Origin of the sequence: Modicisalibacter tunisiensis (assembly GCF_020148005.1) — a bacterium.
Lineage (GTDB): Bacteria > Pseudomonadota > Gammaproteobacteria > Pseudomonadales > Halomonadaceae > Modicisalibacter > Modicisalibacter tunisiensis.
In genome coordinates, this window is record NZ_JAGXFD010000001.1 from 1,562,495 (window position 1) to 1,578,070 (window position 15,576).

The 15,576-nt window shown below is 69.7% G+C and carries 14 protein-coding genes; 3 read left to right on the forward strand and 11 right to left on the reverse strand.

Annotated features, from left to right (window positions below):
- Nucleotides 1-4: 4 nt before the first annotated feature.
- The 7 genes from ubiE to KGQ91_RS07315 all read right to left on the reverse strand — a co-directional run bounded on the left by ubiE (nucleotide 5) and on the right by KGQ91_RS07315 (nucleotide 8,621).
- On the reverse strand, nucleotides 5-751 hold the full coding sequence (gene ubiE / locus KGQ91_RS07285; RefSeq protein WP_163650036.1) for a bifunctional demethylmenaquinone methyltransferase/2-methoxy-6-polyprenyl-1,4-benzoquinol methylase UbiE: 747 nt from the start codon (nucleotides 749-751) through the stop codon (nucleotides 5-7).
- Nucleotides 752-905: 154 nt separating this feature from the next.
- Entirely contained in the window at nucleotides 906-1,289 is a 384-nt protein-coding gene (locus tag KGQ91_RS07290; RefSeq protein WP_224420656.1) for a gamma-butyrobetaine hydroxylase family protein, read from the reverse strand.
- Between the two features lie 188 nt (nucleotides 1,290-1,477).
- Nucleotides 1,478-2,803, reverse strand: a complete 1,326-nt coding sequence (gene hslU, locus KGQ91_RS07295; protein WP_163650038.1) for an ATP-dependent protease ATPase subunit HslU — start codon at nucleotides 2,801-2,803, stop codon at nucleotides 1,478-1,480.
- 2 nt (nucleotides 2,804-2,805) lie between these two features.
- On the reverse strand, nucleotides 2,806-3,327 hold the full coding sequence (gene hslV / locus KGQ91_RS07300) for an ATP-dependent protease subunit HslV (protein WP_224420657.1): 522 nt from the start codon (nucleotides 3,325-3,327) through the stop codon (nucleotides 2,806-2,808).
- 343 nt (nucleotides 3,328-3,670) lie between these two features.
- Nucleotides 3,671-4,351 (reverse strand): SPOR domain-containing protein, encoded by a 681-nt coding sequence (locus KGQ91_RS07305; RefSeq protein WP_224420658.1) that lies wholly within the window; start codon nucleotides 4,349-4,351, stop codon nucleotides 3,671-3,673.
- Between the two features lie 3 nt (nucleotides 4,352-4,354).
- Entirely contained in the window at nucleotides 4,355-6,040 is a 1,686-nt protein-coding gene (gene argS, locus KGQ91_RS07310; protein WP_224420659.1) for an arginine--tRNA ligase, read from the reverse strand.
- A gap of 337 nt (nucleotides 6,041-6,377) precedes the next feature.
- Nucleotides 6,378-8,621, reverse strand: coding sequence for a primosomal protein N' (locus KGQ91_RS07315; RefSeq protein ID WP_224420660.1), 2,244 nt, complete (start codon nucleotides 8,619-8,621; stop codon nucleotides 6,378-6,380).
- A 160-nt stretch (nucleotides 8,622-8,781) separates the two neighbouring features.
- On the opposite strand from KGQ91_RS07315, the gene rpmE reads away from it, so the two are divergent.
- On the forward strand, nucleotides 8,782-8,997 hold the full coding sequence (gene rpmE, locus KGQ91_RS07320) for a 50S ribosomal protein L31 (RefSeq protein WP_163650042.1): 216 nt from the start codon (nucleotides 8,782-8,784) through the stop codon (nucleotides 8,995-8,997).
- Between the two features lie 86 nt (nucleotides 8,998-9,083).
- Here the strand turns inward: rpmE and KGQ91_RS07325 are convergent, their stop codons facing one another.
- Nucleotides 9,084-9,713: a LysE family translocator gene (locus KGQ91_RS07325; RefSeq protein ID WP_163650043.1), complete on the reverse strand. Its 630-nt coding sequence runs from the start codon at nucleotides 9,711-9,713 to the stop codon at nucleotides 9,084-9,086.
- A 208-nt stretch (nucleotides 9,714-9,921) separates the two neighbouring features.
- On the opposite strand from KGQ91_RS07325, the gene KGQ91_RS07330 reads away from it, so the two are divergent.
- Complete coding sequence (locus KGQ91_RS07330; protein ID WP_224420661.1) at nucleotides 9,922-12,228, forward strand: CehA/McbA family metallohydrolase; 2,307 nt, start codon at nucleotides 9,922-9,924, stop codon at nucleotides 12,226-12,228.
- 66 nt (nucleotides 12,229-12,294) lie between these two features.
- Here KGQ91_RS07330 and KGQ91_RS07335 read toward each other — a convergent pair whose 3' ends face one another.
- The 3 genes from KGQ91_RS07335 to KGQ91_RS07345 form a co-directional block, all read right to left on the reverse strand.
- Entirely contained in the window at nucleotides 12,295-13,731 is a 1,437-nt protein-coding gene (locus KGQ91_RS07335) for an FAD-dependent oxidoreductase (protein WP_224415683.1), read from the reverse strand.
- Nucleotides 13,731-13,913 (reverse strand): hypothetical protein, encoded by a 183-nt coding sequence (locus tag KGQ91_RS07340; RefSeq protein WP_224415682.1) that lies wholly within the window; start codon nucleotides 13,911-13,913, stop codon nucleotides 13,731-13,733. The genes KGQ91_RS07335 and KGQ91_RS07340 overlap by 1 nt, the downstream gene beginning before the upstream one ends.
- Before the next feature lie 61 nt (nucleotides 13,914-13,974).
- Nucleotides 13,975-14,853 (reverse strand): AEC family transporter, encoded by an 879-nt coding sequence (locus tag KGQ91_RS07345; RefSeq protein ID WP_224415681.1) that lies wholly within the window; start codon nucleotides 14,851-14,853, stop codon nucleotides 13,975-13,977.
- Between the two features lie 401 nt (nucleotides 14,854-15,254).
- Here KGQ91_RS07345 and KGQ91_RS07350 point away from each other — a divergent pair, with 401 nt between their 5' ends.
- Nucleotides 15,255-15,569 (forward strand): hypothetical protein, encoded by a 315-nt coding sequence (locus tag KGQ91_RS07350; RefSeq protein WP_163650046.1) that lies wholly within the window; start codon nucleotides 15,255-15,257, stop codon nucleotides 15,567-15,569.
- Nucleotides 15,570-15,576 lie beyond the last annotated feature (7 nt).

Below are 15,576 nucleotides of genomic sequence, written 5' to 3' on the forward strand. Positions count from 1 at the left end.
AACCTCAGAGCTTGATGCCGCGATGCAGGGCGACGATGCCGCCGGTCAGGTTGGTGTACTCGACACGCTCGAGCCCGGCGCGTTCCATCATCCCCTTGAGGGTTTCCTGATCGGGATGCATGCGGATGGATTCGGCCAGGTAGCGGTAGCTGTCGGCGTCGTTGGCGACGAGCTCGCCCATCTTCGGCAGCAGGCGGAAGGAATACTCGTCGTAGACCTTCGACAGCAGCTGATGGGGGGGCTTGGAGAATTCCAGCACCAGCAGCCGGCCGCCGGGCTTGAGTACCCGGGCCATGGAGGCCAGGGCGGCATCCTTGTCGGTGACGTTGCGCAGCCCGAAGGCGATGGTGATGCAGTCGAAGGTGTTGTCGGCGAACGGCAGGCACTCGGCGTTGGCCTGCACGTATTCGACGTTGCCGCCGACGCCGTGGTCGAGCAGCTTGTCGCGGCCCACGTTGAGCATCGAGGCGTTGATGTCGGCGAGCACCACGCGGCCGCTGGGGCCCACCAGACGGGAGAACTTGAGGGTCAGGTCGCCGGTGCCGCCGGCGATGTCGAGGACCGACTGGCCGCGACGCACCCCGGCACGCTCCAGGGTCAGGCGCTTCCACAGCCGGTGGATACCCAGCGACATCAGGTCGTTCATCAGGTCGTAGCGGCTGGCCACGGAGTGAAAGACATCGGCCACCCGGGCGGCTTTTTCCTCCACGGGCACTTCCTGATAGCCGAAGTGGGTCGTGCGCTTGGTCATGGGCTTCCCTTGTCTGTGGCGGCGAACCGCCCGCCGGGCCCGGCATGGTGCACCGGGCCCGGCGGGGGACGGCCGTGCGGGCCGCTGTCGTTGCGAAGTGGGCGCCATTGTAGCGTCGCCGGGCGTGGCTTGTCTGCGTCGCCTTGCCGCCGCCTTACAGCTGCCGGACGGGGATGCCCAGTGGTTCGCGCGAGGCGCCGGCGGCCTCGAGCCGCTTGAGGTAGTCGGCCCAGTAGGCGTCCTGGTGGACGGCCAGGTCGTGCAGGTAGTCCCAGCTGTAGAGGCCGGTGTCGTGGCCGTCGTCGAAGTGCAGCTTGAGGGCATAGCGCCCGGCCTGGGTGATGTTCGTCAGGCCCACGTGCTTCATGCCGGTCTGCAGCTTGGCGGTGTCGGGGCCGTGGCCGCGCACCTCGGCCGAGGGGGAGTAGACGCGCAGGTACTCGGCGGACAGGCGATAGGTGGTGCCGTCGGCGTAGCCGAGCTCGAGTTCGCGCGTCTGACGGTGGTAGTGCACGCGGGTGGGGATCGGGGCGGTCATGGTATGCCTCCGCTTCTGGCGTGATGGAGGAGCGCGGCTATCCCGGTGACAGGTCGTCGTGGAGGCACTGTGAACCCGTCCCTGGGCGTTACCGATGCCATCCATGGCATCGGACCTCCACTTTGACCTGTCCCCGGCGCCGCGCGGTCCGCATTCTGGAACGTGCCGCTTGTGGCGCGCTGCCAGGCTTAGAGGATATACCGCGACAGATCCTCGTCCTTGGCCAGCTCGCCGAGCTGCGAGTCGACGTAGGTGGCGTCGATGACCAGCGGCCCCTGCAGGTCGCCGCCCTGGTAGGAGGCTTCCTCGAGCAGACGCTCCATCACCGTGTGCAGGCGGCGCGCGCCGATGTTCTCGGTGCCCTCGTTGACCTGCCAGGCGATCTCGGCGATGCGCGCGATGCCGTCCTCGGCGAACCGGATCTCCAGCCCCTCGGTGGCCATCAGCGCCTGGTACTGCTTGGTCAGCGAGGCGGAGGGCTCGGTGAGGATGCGCTTGAAGTCCTCGGGGGAGAGCGCCGAGAGTTCGACCCGGATCGGCAGGCGACCCTGCAGCTCGGGAATCAGGTCCGAGGGCTTGGACAGGTGGAAGGCGCCCGAGGCGACGAACAGGATGTGGTCGGTACGCACCATGCCGTGCTTGGTGGAGACCGTCGAGCCCTCGATCAGCGGCAGCAGGTCGCGCTGCACGCCCTCGCGGGAGACCTCGCCACCGCTGGACTGGCCACTGCCCTTGGCGACCTTGTCGATCTCGTCGAGGAAGACGATGCCGTTCTGCTCCACCGCCTCGACGGCGCGACGCTTGATGTCCTCCTCGTTGACCAGCTTGGCGGCCTCCTCGTCGCGCAGCAGCTGCCAGGCATCCTTGACCTTGACCCGCTTGGTCTCGGTCTTCTGCTTGTTCATGCTCGAGAAGAGGTTCTGCAGCTGGCTGGTCATCTCCTCCATGCCCGGCGGGGTCATGATGTCGACGCCGGCGCCCTGGGGCGTGACCTCGATGTCGATCTCCTTGTCGTCGAGCTGGCCCTCGCGCAGCTTCTTGCGGAAGGCCTGGCGGGCGGCGGAGTCGTCGCGACCGTGGTCGTACTCGCTGCCCCGCGGGCGCGGCAGCAGGGCGTCGAGGATGCGGTCCTCGGCGGCGTCCTCGGCGCGGTGGCCGACCTCTTCCTTGGCCTGTTCGCGGACCATCTTGATCGCCATCTCGACCAGGTCGCGGATGATCGACTCGACATCGCGGCCGACGTAGCCGACCTCGGTGAACTTGGTCGCCTCGACCTTGATGAACGGCGCCCGGGCCAGCTTGGCCAGACGGCGGGCGATCTCGGTCTTGCCCACCCCGGTGGGGCCGATCATCAGGATGTTCTTGGGCGTGACCTCGGGACGCAGCTCGTCGTCGAGCTGCATGCGCCGCCAGCGGTTGCGTAGGGCGATCGCCACCGCCCGCTTGGCGTCGTGCTGGCCGATGATGAACTGGTCGAGCGCGTGAACGATCTCGCGGGGGGTCATCTGGGACATGGTCAGGCGAGCTCCTCGAGGACGACGTTGTGGTTGGTGAAGACGCAGATGTCGGCGGCGATATCCAGTGACTTGGCGGTGATCTCCTTCGCCGAGAGCTCGGTGTTGCCGAGCATCGCCCGGGCGGCGGCCAGGGCGTAGTTGCCGCCGGAGCCAATGGCGATCACGCCGTACTCCGGTTCCACCACGTCGCCGTTGCCGGTGATGATCAGCGAGGCGGTCCTGTCGGCCACCACCAGCATCGCCTCGAGACGGCGCAGCGCCCGGTCGGTGCGCCACTCCTTGGCCAGCTCGACGGCGGCCTTGGTGAGATGGCCCTGGTACTTCTCGAGCTGGGCCTCGAAGCGCTCGAACAGCGTGAAGGCGTCGGCGGTGCCGCCGGCGAAGCCCGCCAGCACCTGGCCGCGGTAGAGGCGGCGCACCTTGCTGGCATTGCCCTTGAGAACCGTGTTGCCCAGGGACACCTGGCCGTCGCCGGCCAGGGCGACCTGGTCATTGCGGCGCACGGAAACGATGGTGGTCATAGCGCGGAAAACTCCGTTGCTGGGCGACGCCGACGCCGGCGGGTCGCCCGATGACGAATGGCGCATCGGGTCGGGGCCGATGCTCGATCAAAGGGGTGACAGGGGAGATGTGGGCGGCAGGGCCTGAAATCAAGCACGGCTGGTCAAGCACGGCTGGTCAAGCACGGCCGGTTAGGTGCGGCCGGCCAGGCACGGCTGGCCAGCCGCGATCTCTTCGGCAGGCTGGTCATCCCGAGCCTGGCCGTGGGAGCGACTTCAGTCGCGAGGAATCGGCCACCGGGCCGCGCCGTCGGGGAGCATCCGGCGGCCGCCCGCCGAGACGGGCGGACGGCGCCTGGCCGGGTCACTGCTGCAGGCGGATCATCAGCGGCTCGATGCCCTGGGTGACCATCAGATCCTTGGCGCGGCTGAGCTCGCGGGTGTCGTCGTAGGGACCGACCTGCACACGATGCCAGGTCTGGTTGCCGTTGGCCTTGACGTCGGAGATCTTGGCCTTGAGGCCCAGGTCGCTGAGGCGGCCGGCGAGCCGCCTGGCGTCGGGCATGTCGCGGAAGGAGGCGGCCTGGAGCATGTAGCTGGCGTCCTTGGCCGGGGTCTTGTCGTCCGCCTTCGACGAGGCGCCGGGGCGCGGCGTGGACTTGTAGGCCTCGACCTTGGGGGCCACGACCTCGGATTCCGGCAGCAGGGTGTAGAACTCGAAGGTCGGCATGGCCGGCTCGTGGCTGCCGGCCTCGGCGGTGCCCTTGTCGGCGGCGTTGCCTCCGGCCGGTGCGGCCGCCGTGCCCCCGGCCTGCTGGGGCGTCGGCTTGGGCATCAGGGCCGCCACCGGCGGCGCGCTCTGCTGGAAGTACTGCGCGAGCGCGAAACCGGCGACCAGGCCGATCAGGCCGCACAGCCAGCCGGGTACACGCAGCCCCCGGCTGGACGGCGCCGAGGACGCCGGCTTCTGGCGGCGGGTCGTCGCGCCCTTGCGGGGCGTGGCGTTGCTGCGGCGATTGCCGCTGGCGGCGGCGCTGCGAGCCATGGCTTACATCTCCTCGGGTGCGCTCACGCCCAGCAGGTCGAGGCCGTTGCGCAGCACCTGGCGCGTTGCCAGGCCCAGCGCCAGGCGCGCATTGCGCAGCGCCGCGTCGTCGACCATGACCTTGACGGCGTTGTAGCAGGTGTGGAAGTCGGCGGCGAGGTCCTGCAGGTACTGGGCGATCTGCTGCGGTTCGCGGTTGGCGGCGGCATGCGCGATCACTTCCGGGTAGCGCGCCAGCCGGTTCATCAGTGCCTTTTCCTGGTCGCTCTCGAGCCGCACCAGGTTGTCCATCGCCAGGTCGTGGTCGAAGGGCCGCTCGTCGGCCTCGGCCTTGCGCATCACGCTGCACAGACGCGCGTGGGCGTACTGCACGTAGTAGACCGGGTTGTCGTTGGACTGCGAACGGGCCAGGTCGATGTCGAAGGTCAGCTGCGAATCGGCGCGGCGTGCGGCGAGGAAGTAGCGGGTGGCGTCGCGGCCGACCTCGTCGATCAGGTCGCGCAGGGTGACGTAGCTGCCGGCGCGCTTGGAGAGCTTGACCTCTTCCCCGGAGCGGGTGACCAGCACCATCTGGTGCAGCACGTAGTCGGGCCAGCCCGGCGGGATGCCGGCTTCCAGCGCCTGCAGCCCGGCGCGCACGCGGGTCACCGTGGAGTGGTGGTCGGCGCCCTGCTCGTTGATCACGGTGGTAAAGCCGCGCTGCCACTTGTCCAGGTGATAGGCCACGTCAGGCAGGAAGTAGGTGTAGTCGCCGTCACGCTTGCGCATCACCCGGTCCTTGTCGTCGCCGAAGTCGGTGGTGCGTAGCCAGGTGGCGCCGTCCTGTTCGTAGGTGTGGCCCTTGTCGGCGAGGCGCTCGGCGGTGGCCGCGACCTTGCCGTCGCGGTACAGCGAGGACTCGAGGAAGTAGACGTCGAACTCGACGCCGAAGGCCTTGAGGTCCAGGTCCTGCTCGCGACGCAGATAGGCCACGGCGAAGCGGCGGATGGCGTCGAGGTCGTCCGGATCGGCGGCGGCGGTGACGTGCTGGTCGTCGGCGTCGACGGTGTCGCCGGCCAGGTAGCTCTCGGCCACGTCGATGATGTAGCCGCCGCGGTAGCCGTCCTCGGGCCAACTGGGGTGGTCAGGGCTGAGCCCCCGGGCGCGAGCCTGGACCGACAGCGCCAGATTCTGGATCTGGGCGCCGGCGTCGTTGTAGTAGAACTCGCGGGTCACGTCATAGCCGGTGGCCTCGAGCAGACGGCACAGGCAGTCGCCGATCGCCGCGCCGCGGCCGTGGCCGACGTGCAGGGGCCCGGTGGGGTTGGCGGAGACGAACTCGACCTGCACCTTCTCGCCGGCCCCGACCAGGCTGCGCCCGTAGGTGTCGCCGGTCTCGAGCACCGTCTTCACCACCTGGGCCACGGCGTCGGTGGCGGCGAAGAAGTTGAGAAAGCCCGGGCCGGCGATCTCCACGTGGCGTACCGCCGGGCTTTCCGGCAGGGCGTCGACGAGCGCCTGGGCGATCTCGCGGGGCGGCTTGCCCGCCGGCTTGGCCAGGGTCATCGCCAGGTTGCTGGCATAGTCGCCGTGGGCCTTGTCCTTGGTCGGATCGACCTTGTATCGGGGGGCGGTGTCGGCGGGCACGAGGCCCTGCTGCTTGAGCGCGGCCAGCGCCTCGTCGAGCAGCGCGATGATGGTCTCTTTCATGTGGCTTGCGTGCAGTGTCCTGTGGCCCGGGTGATCGGCGCGGTCGACAGCATGGGCGTGACGCGCGGCACCGGCGTGGAAAGCGTCGCTCGTTCAGGGGATTCCTGGAGCCTGGGCGCTCATTATCGGCAATTGCGGGTCGGCTTTAAACCCACAACATCGGCTTCGGGCTTCGGGCTTCGGGCTTCGGGCTTCGGGCTTCGGGCTTCGGGCTTCGGGCTTCGGGCTTCGGCTAGTCTGATGCTCGTGGCTCGTGGCTCGTGGCTCGTGGCTCGTGGCTCGTGGCTCGTGGCTCGTGGCTCGTGGCTCGTGGCTCGTGGCTCGTGGCTCGTGGCACTCAGCTCAGTGTCTGCGGGTCCACGTCCAGCGACCAGCGCACCCGGCGCGCCCCGGGCTGCGCCTCGAGCCAGCGGACCAGCCAGGCGCAGGCATCGTGCAGGGGGCCGCGACGTTCGCTGCGCAGCATCGTCTGCACATGGTAGCGGTTCTGGCGGCGCTCCATGGGGGCCGGGACCGGGCCCAGGCAGTCCACCGCCAGGGCATGCGAGGCCAGCCAGTCGCGCAGCGCCTCGGCGGCCTCGCCGGCGAGCTGCGTGGCGTCGGCCTCGCGGGGGCTCTCCAGGCGCAGCAGGGCCAGGTGGCGGTAGGGCGGCAGGCCGGCCGCGCGGCGTTCCTCCAGCAGCTGCTCGGCCAGGGCCTCGTAGCCGCGCTCGGCGAGCAGGCGCAGGTGCGGGTCTTCCGGGTGCAGGGTCTGGACCAGCACCCGGCCGGGGCGCTCGGCGCGTCCGGCACGCCCGGCGACCTGCACCAGCAGCTGGGCGCTGTGTTCCAGGGCGCGGAAGTCGCTGGCATAGAGCCCGGCGTCGGCATTGACCACCACGACCAGAGTGACGTGGGGCAGGTGATGGCCCTTGGCGATCATCTGGGTGCCCACCAGCAGGGCCGGCTCGCCGCGACGGATCTCCGCCAGGGTCTGCTCGAGGGCGTCCTTGCGCCGGGTGCTGTCGCGGTCGATGCGATGCACGGCGACGTCGGGGAACAGTGCCGCCAGGGTTTCCTCGCTGCGTTCGGTGCCGGTGCCCAGCGGGCGCAGGTCGGCGCTGCCGCAGTCGGGGCAGGCGTCCGGCAGCGGGCGCTGGCGCTCGCAGTGGTGGCAGGTCAGCTGCGACGGCTGGCGGTGCAGGGTCAGGCGGGCGTCGCAGTGGTCGCATTCGGCCAGCCAGCCGCAGGCGTGGCAGGCCAGGGTGGGCGCGAAGCCGCGACGGTTGATGAACACCAGCACCTGGTTGCCGGCGGCGAGCGCCTGGCGAATGGCGTCGATCACCGGCGGGACCAGCCCGCCCTGGCGGCGACGGCCGCGCAGGTCGACGAGTTCCAGCCGGGCCGGGGCGTGGTGGCTGGCGCGGCGGGTCAGCTGCAGGTGGCGATAATGGCCGGCACGGGCCTGGACCAGGCTCTCGAGCGACGGCGTGGCGCTGCCCAGCACTACCGGAATGCCCTCGCGGTGGGCGCGGATGATCGCCAGGTCGCGGGCGTGATAGCGCAGGCCGTCCTGCTGCTTGAACGAGCCGTCGTGCTCCTCGTCGACGATGATCGCCCCGGGGCGGGCCAGCGGGGTGAAGATCGCCGAGCGGGTGCCGATGACGATCGGCGCGCGCCCGGCGCGGGCGGCCTCCCAGGCGTCCAGGCGCTCGGCATCGGTGAGCTGCGAGTGCAGCGCCACCACCGGCACGCGAAAGCGCCGCCGGAAGCGGGCCAGGGTCTGCGGGGTCAGGCCGATCTCGGGCACCAGCACCAGTGCCTGGCGGTCGTGGGCCACCACCGCCTCGATCAGCTGAAGATACACTTCGGTCTTGCCGCTGCCGGTGACACCCTGCAGCAGGCAGGGGTGATAGCGCTCGAGCCCCTCGTGGAGCGCCGCCAGCGCCGCGGCCTGTTCGCGGTTCAGCGTCAGCGCCGGTTCGGCGAGCAGGCCGCCCTGGCGCGGGGCCGGCGCGGCGGTCAACGGCTCCTCGGTGGCGCTGGCCAGTCCCTTGTCGGCCAGCCCCTGCAGCTGGGCTCGGGCGAACCCCTGGGCGCTAATCACCGAATGCACCACGCCGCGCGGATGCTGGCGCAGCAGCTCGAGCAGCTCGGCCTGGCGACGGGCCCGGCCGAGCTGCGCGGCGCTCGTGTCGCGGCCGGCGGCGGTCAGCTGCCAGCGCTCGCGGGTACGCGCCTCCAGCGGCCGCCCCTGGCGCAGCAGCACCGGCATGGCCTGATGCAGGGTGTCGCCCAGCGCGTGCTGGTAGTAGCGGGCGGTGAAGCGGCACAGCCACAGCCAGTCCGCCGGCAGCGGCTGGGTGTCCAGGCAGGCGGAGACCGGCTTGAGGGTGTCGAGCGGCAGTTCGCTGTGGGCTCGGCATTCCACGACTACACCCACCACCTCGCGGCGTCCCAGCGGCACCCGCACGCGCAGCCCCGGCTGCCAGCCGCCCTCGGGGGCCGCCGCACCGGGGCGATAGTCGAACAGGCGGCGCAGCGGCGTGGGCACGGCCACGCCGAGCACGGCGACGCCGCTGCCGGGAGAAGGGCTGGACAATTGGCCTCCACTGATGTCTCTGCTATGATGCGTCGCCTTCTTGCGCCCCGTCGCCGACGCGGCCCGGGGTGGCGAGAACGATAACCGGTTATCTCAACCCGTGTGCGGTGCCCGACGCCAGAGCGATCGGGTGGCGGCACACCGTTTAACGAGGCTCACGATGAAACAAGGTATCCACCCGGAATACAAGACGGTTACCGCGACCTGCTCCTGCGGTGCCACCCACACCTTCGGCTCCACCGCCGGCGAGGACTTCTCCCTGGACGTCTGCTCCAACTGCCACCCGTTCTACACCGGCAAGCAGAAGCAGGCGACCACCGGTGGCCGCGTCGAGCGCTTCAACAAGCGCTTCGGTGCCGCGCTCAGCCGCAAGTAAGCGGACGCCGGCCCGGCTTCCGGGCAGCCAGAAACCCCCGTGCCATCCGGCCGGGGGTTTTTTCATGGGCGCAGGCTACGCAGTACTCAGTTGGCGCCGGCCAGCGAACCGCCGGCCACCACGAACAGCCCGCCGGTGAGGCGGTTGAAGCGGCGTACCCGGCGGCGGGTGCCCAGCCAGCGGCCCAGGCGCTCGCCGAGGGAGGAGTAGAGCGTCATCAGGCCGCCGTCGATGACCAGCCAGGTCAGCGCGAGGAGCGCGAACTGCGGCGCCTGGGGGGCACCGAGGTCGATGAAGCCCGGGAACAGCGCGGCAAAGAACAGCAGGTCCTTGGGGTTGCTGATGCCCACCGTGAAGCCGCGCCGGAACAGCCGCCAGACGCTGACCGGCATGGCGTCCCGTGTCTCCTGCGTCGCCACGACCGGAGGCTCCGGCGGCGCGCGCCAGGCCTGCACGCCCAGGTAGACCAGGTAGGCCGCGCCCAGGTACTTGAGCAGCGTGAAGGCGGTTTCCGAGGTGGCCAGCACCGCTCCCAGTCCCATCGCCGAGAGCGACATCATCACCAGCGCCGCGACGATGCCGCCGGCAATGGTGAACAGGGCCCGGCGTCGGCCGTGACGCAGCCCCTGACTGGTGCAGAGCAGGGCCACCGGCCCGGGAAAGGCGATCAGCGCGGTGATCACGCCCACATAGGTCAACCAGAGCATCGGGTCCATCGCGGCGCTTCCTTGTCCTTGTCGTGACGGCTTGGCGTACCGCCCCGGGGTGTTCCGGGGCCGTTACTCGAGGCTACCCGTTTGGCGCGGGAAGCGCACGTGGGGCGGGAGACTCGTCGTCGCGGGGTAATTTGAACGTTCGATCAAAATACAGCATGATAAATGGCGACGATTTCCATAAAAAACCAATATGCAAGGGAGTCCTGCCATGAACGGACGCTTTTCGATGCTTTCCCGCCCGGTGTGGGTCGGGCTGGCCCTGGGCCTGCTTGCCGCGAGTGCCCAGGCGCAGGTCAGCGTGACCCGCGGCGCCACGCCGATTCCCGACGGCGAGGCGACTGCCGCCGAGGACATCACCGTGGCCAACGATCATCTGGCCTTCTCGATCGCCGTGGCCTCCCAGCCGCCCTGGGGCGTGCCGCGCGGCACCCTGGTCGACCTGGCGGCGGTCAAGGGCGGCAAGATCGACCTCGATCGCATCGCCTTCGCCGACTTCATCCCCAACAACTGGTCGGCGTGGCCCAACGACGGCAAGACGATCAGGGTCGTCGAGCGCTCTCCCGAGCGGGCGGTGATCGAGATCGCCCGCAACTTCGGCGAGGCGATGGTCACCACCACCTACACCCTGGAAGCGGGCAGCGACCGGGTGCATCTCGAGACGACCCTCGACAACCGCGGTGACACGCCCCTGAAAAAGCTGCGTTCGGGCTTCACCCTGTGGCCGGATACCGGCTACCGCTTCGGCGTGCCGGGCCTCGGCGGTGCCAAGGAGACCCCGGCCGACGACGCCCTGACCGACCGCTTCGTGGGCTATGACCGCGACTGGGCGATCGCCCTGCACGCGCCCTATTTCGACCGCATCAACTACGGCGGGCGCGATCTCTACCTCGAGCACAGCCTGGCGCCGGGCGAGTCGCGGACCTTCGAGGGCTGGCTGCAGGTGGTGCCCGAGGGCGACCTGGCACCGGTGGTGGCCAACGAGATCGCCCGCAAGGGGCTCGCCAGCGGCCATGTCGCGGGCACCCTCGAGGGGCGCGACGGCGGGGTGCCGGCCAGCGGCCTGGTGATGGTCGAGAAGGCCGGCAGCCCCTATGCCTGGACGCTTGCCGACGACAAGGGGCATTTCGCCATCGACCTGCCGGTCGGCGACTACGCGCTCTACGCGACGGGCGAAGGCTATGCCAACAGCGACAGGGTCGAGGTCTCGCTGGCCAAGGGGGCGCAGCGCTCGCTGACCTTCGACGACCTGGCCGGGCCGGGCACGCTGTCGCTCGACGTGGCGGAAACGGGCAGCGGCACGCCGCGCGATGCGCGCATCACGATCGAGGAGGGCCATCAGCCGCCGGTGGAGTTCCTCGGCAAGCAGACCTTCTTCACCCGGCTCGACCCGGTCGGCCATGCCGAGCTGTCGCTGGCCCCCGGCGACTATCGGCTGGCGGTCAACGCCGGTGCGGGCTTCACCGCTCGCTCGCAGACTCTGGCCGTGAGCCTCGACGCCGGCCAGACGCTCGAGCGGGACGTCGGGATCGAGCGCCTGGCCGAGCCCAACCAGCGCCACTGGTACGGCGCCGACCTGCACCATCACGCCAACATGCTCGAGGGGGTGACGCCGCCCGAGATGGTGGTGCGCGCGCAGCTGGCCACCGACCTCGACCTGACCTTCGTCAGCGACCACGACTCGACCGCCAACCTCGACACCATGGCGACGCTGTCGAAGCAGCGTGGAGTGCCGTTCATTCCGTCGGTCGAGATCTCGCCGTCGTGGGGGCACATGAATCCCTTCCCGATCGCTCTCGACAGCCAGTTGCAGGTCGATCCCGGCACCGCCGATGTCCAGACGATCATCGCCGATGCACGGCGCATGGGCGCCGAGGTGGTACCCACCAACCATCCCTACAACGGCTACGGCTACCTGGGCAACCTGGCCGAGGACAAGGTGCCCGGCGGCTTCACGCCGGCCTTCGACCTGGTCGAGCTCAACGCCGAGGTCGACAACGCCAGGACGCTCGAGAGCGTCCACCGCTTCTGGGACCAGGGGCTGCAAATGTACCTGACCGCCGGCACCGACACCCATGACGTCTGGAACCAGCTGACCGGGCGCATGCGGATGATGGCGCACGTGCCGGGCGAACTGAGCGTCGACGGCTTCGCGCGGGCGCTGAAGGACGGCCATGCCTACGCCACCCAGGGGCCGCTGCTGTTCCCCGTCGAGCGGCTGTTCGGCGACACCCTGCGCCTGGCCGGCGATGCCGAGGGCCACTGGTCGGTCAAGGTACAGGCGGTCGACGGCCTGGCCGAGGCGCGGCTGATCGGCCGGGGCGGCAAGGTGCTCGAGACCCGCCAGCTCGACGGTCACGAGACAACCCTGGACTTCACCATCCCCGGCGATGCCGACGGCTGGGTGGCGCTGGAGGTCGACGACGCCGACGGCGACACTGCCTGGAGCGATCCGCTGTGGATCCGCCGTCCGGTGAAGGCCGACTACGTGCTGGACGAGACCGAAAGCGAGAGCTGAGATAAGCGTCCGTTTCCCGAGCCACGGGCCACGCCATCGCGTGGCCCGTTTTCGTTGACGGCGGGGTCAGCCCAGCCGGGCGTCGAGGTGATCGGCCAGGCGTACCGCCAGCTGCACCAGGGTCAGGGTCGGGTTGGCGTGGCCGCTCGACGGGAAGACGCTGGAGCCGCCGATGTAGAGGTTGTCCTGGCCGAACACCCGGCAGTCGCGATCGACGATGCCGTGCTCGGGGGTGTCGGCCATGCGCGTGCCGCCCATGTGGTGGCGCCCGGCCAGTTCGCCATCCTCGGGAAACTGCAGGGTGTCGTCGGCCAGCCACGGCTCGAGCTGGACACGGCCGATGTCGCGGCGACGCAGGTAGTCGTTCAGGGTCAGCACGCACTCGCGCACCGTGTGATGGTCCAGGGCGGTCTTGCGCCAGACCAGGCGCGAGCGGGGCATGCCCAGGGCGTCGCGGTCATCGTCGTCGAGCTCGACCCGGCTCTCGGGATGCGGTTGCTGTTCCCAGGCGGCACGCAGCACCACGCCGCAGCGCGAGCCGGGTGGCTGCCGGCGCAGCCGTTCGCCGAGGCGGGGCGCGATGAGGGCCAGATGGGTGGCCAGCGCCTCGCCGTCCTCGGGGCTCATGCGATGCAGGCGCAGGCCGCAGTTGAGAACGCCCCGGGTGGCGAGCATCGCCGGGATGGGGGCCAGGAACACGCTCTGGCTGGCATCGAGCCCCAGGGCCGCCGGGGCGAAGACGAGGGCCCGGCCCAGGGTGGCGTGCGGGTGATCCATCCAGTAGCGACCCAGCGTCGCCGGCTGCCGGATCACCCGGCCGCCGCTTTGCCGATTGCACCACAGCAGCAGCCGCGAGTTCTCGATGCCGCCGCAGGCGAGCACGACGTATCGCGCCCGGAGGCGATACGTGCCGCCCGTGTAGTTCCTGACCACAGCACCGGTGATGCGGCCGTCGCGGGTCTCCAGGCCGAACAGGTTGGTGTTCCGGCTATAGTGCAGGTGCGGTGAGCGGGCGACCTCATCGGCGTACTTGTCCTTGAGCCGGGTGGCGGGGCCGATCGAGAAGTGCACGCGCTTGAGCGCCAGCCCGGGAATAGCGGTGTCCGGCGGAATCGGCGAGACCTCGAGGATGTCGGCGGCCGCCGGGTAGGCCGGGGCCAGGTCGTCACGGTCGATCGGCCAGGCGGTGCGCGGGTCCGCCGGCTTGGCGGTGAAGTCGTAGGCATCCAGGGGCCGGCACATGCCGCCCCAGTGGTTGGTCGAGCCGCCGAAGAAGCGCAGTCGCGCGGCGTCCAGCGGAATGTAGGGATCGCCGACGCTCTCGCCGCGATAGAGCGCCTGGGAGCGCTCGGTGAACACCTGATCGCCGCCCTCGCACAGCAGCACGTGCCGCCCGCGCCGGGCCAGCCGGGTGGCCAGGGTCAGCCCCGCCGCGCCGCTGCCGATTATGCAGACATCCGCCAGCGGATCCCGGGCGGCGTAGCTCGCCAGGTCGATGTGCATCAGCGATCCCCGGGGGCGAGCAGCCAGCCGTCAAGCCGCACCGGCATGGCATTGGTCGTCGCGGATCGCGCCGGCGGGCCGAACACGGGAAGCAGGCCGAGGGCGAGCAGGGCGGCCAGCAGGCGACGGCGGGTCAACCTCGGGGCGAATGTCTCGTCGAACGGGGCAGGGGAAAGCGACATGGCGGCGTACTCCACGACATCGCGCCGGTGGTGCCTGGATGCCACGCCGCCGAGCCGGCCGTCACATCATCACCGCCAGCAGCACCGGCAGATAGACAAACGACAACAGTGTTGAGCATAGCACCAGGCCGGCGACGAACTCGGGTTCACGGCGGGCACGCTGGGCGAACAGGTAGTTGAACACCGCCACCGGCATGCTCATCTGCAGCACCAGCACGCTCTGGGCCAGGGGCTGCAGGCCCAGCAGGTGGCCGACGGCATAGGCCAGCAGCGCCGCCGCCGGGATGCGCAGCAGGCTGAAGTGGACGCCGGCGGCCAGGTTGCGAACACGGATCCGCCCCAGCGAGACGCCGAGGGTGATCAGCATCAGCGGCACGCTGAAGCCGGAGATCAGCTCCACGGTGTTGGCCAGCCAGGCCGGCAGGGTGGTGCCGGTGAGCAGCATTACCGTGGCGATCAGGATGGCGTAGACCACCGGCGTGCGGGCCAGCGAGCGCAGCGGGCGGCCGCTGCGGCTCGACAGCAGGGTGCCGAAGGTGAACTGGACCAGCGAGACCGACACCATCACCGTGATGGCATAGGCGAAGCCGGCATTGCCGAAGGCATAAAGGGTGACCGGCAGGCCCATGTTGCCGGTGTTGGGAAACATCGTCGGCAGGATCACGGTGCGCCACGGCTTGCCCAGCACCCGGGCGATCGCCAGGCTGGCCAGCCCCATCACGGTGATGACCAGCAGCGTGCCGAGCAGGGTGCGGCCGAAGCTGCCGGGGTCGATGTCGGCGCCGTTGAGCGAGGCCAGGATCAGCGTCGGCGTGCCGATGTTGAAGACCAGCCGGGTGATGAACTCGACCGGGTAGTCGTGGCCCAGCCGCACCCAGCCGAAGCCCAGGCTGGCGCCGAAGAAGACGGGGGCCATCACCGCGAAGAGTTCGCCGAGCATGCGTGATCCTTTTCTTCCTGTGTCGTGACGAGGCGGGCGCGGGCGGCTGGCGCAGCCCGCGAGGGAGCCATTGTCGGCAACCGGGTGCCCCGGCCGCAACTCGCATTCCCCTGGCGCGGGCGTCGAGCTCCTCCCCGAGCGTCTACCCCACGCACCCTGGCCGGCAGCACCTCGTCGAGCCCCGGCGGGTCGAATCGTGGCCGATCGAGCCGTGGTCGGCGTCCCCTTCCCATGCCCCATGGACAGGCCGCTTTCACCGTCATTACAGCCGCTTGCGGATCGCCCCGAACGGGCCGCCCGCGGCCCATTTGCGAACGCAAATGGGCGCATTTGGACTAGTCATTTGCCGGCTTCGCCCGGGCTGTCGATAGTCGTAATACACGCATGGCGAGGCGGCCGAGATGAAAGTCTGGAAACTCATGTTCAGGGCGAAATCCCTCCCGCAAGCGGACCTGATGCCGGCAGGTCTTCGCAAGGACATGGCCCTGATTGGCAGACTCACTCGCTGTTATGTCGTCGATGTCTTCGGCACCCGGTTCCTGGGGTTCGAGTTCGAGACGGACAGCGAGGATTTCAATCATGTCTGTCGCCTGATCAAGATTCTCGAGGTGCGTTACACGATGCGCGTCTTCGAGTTTTCGGAAAAGTCCTCTTCACCGGAAGCCGCTGACCTGCTGGTGAAGATCGACAGCCGACCCACCCTGAAAGTCGCTTGAAAGACAC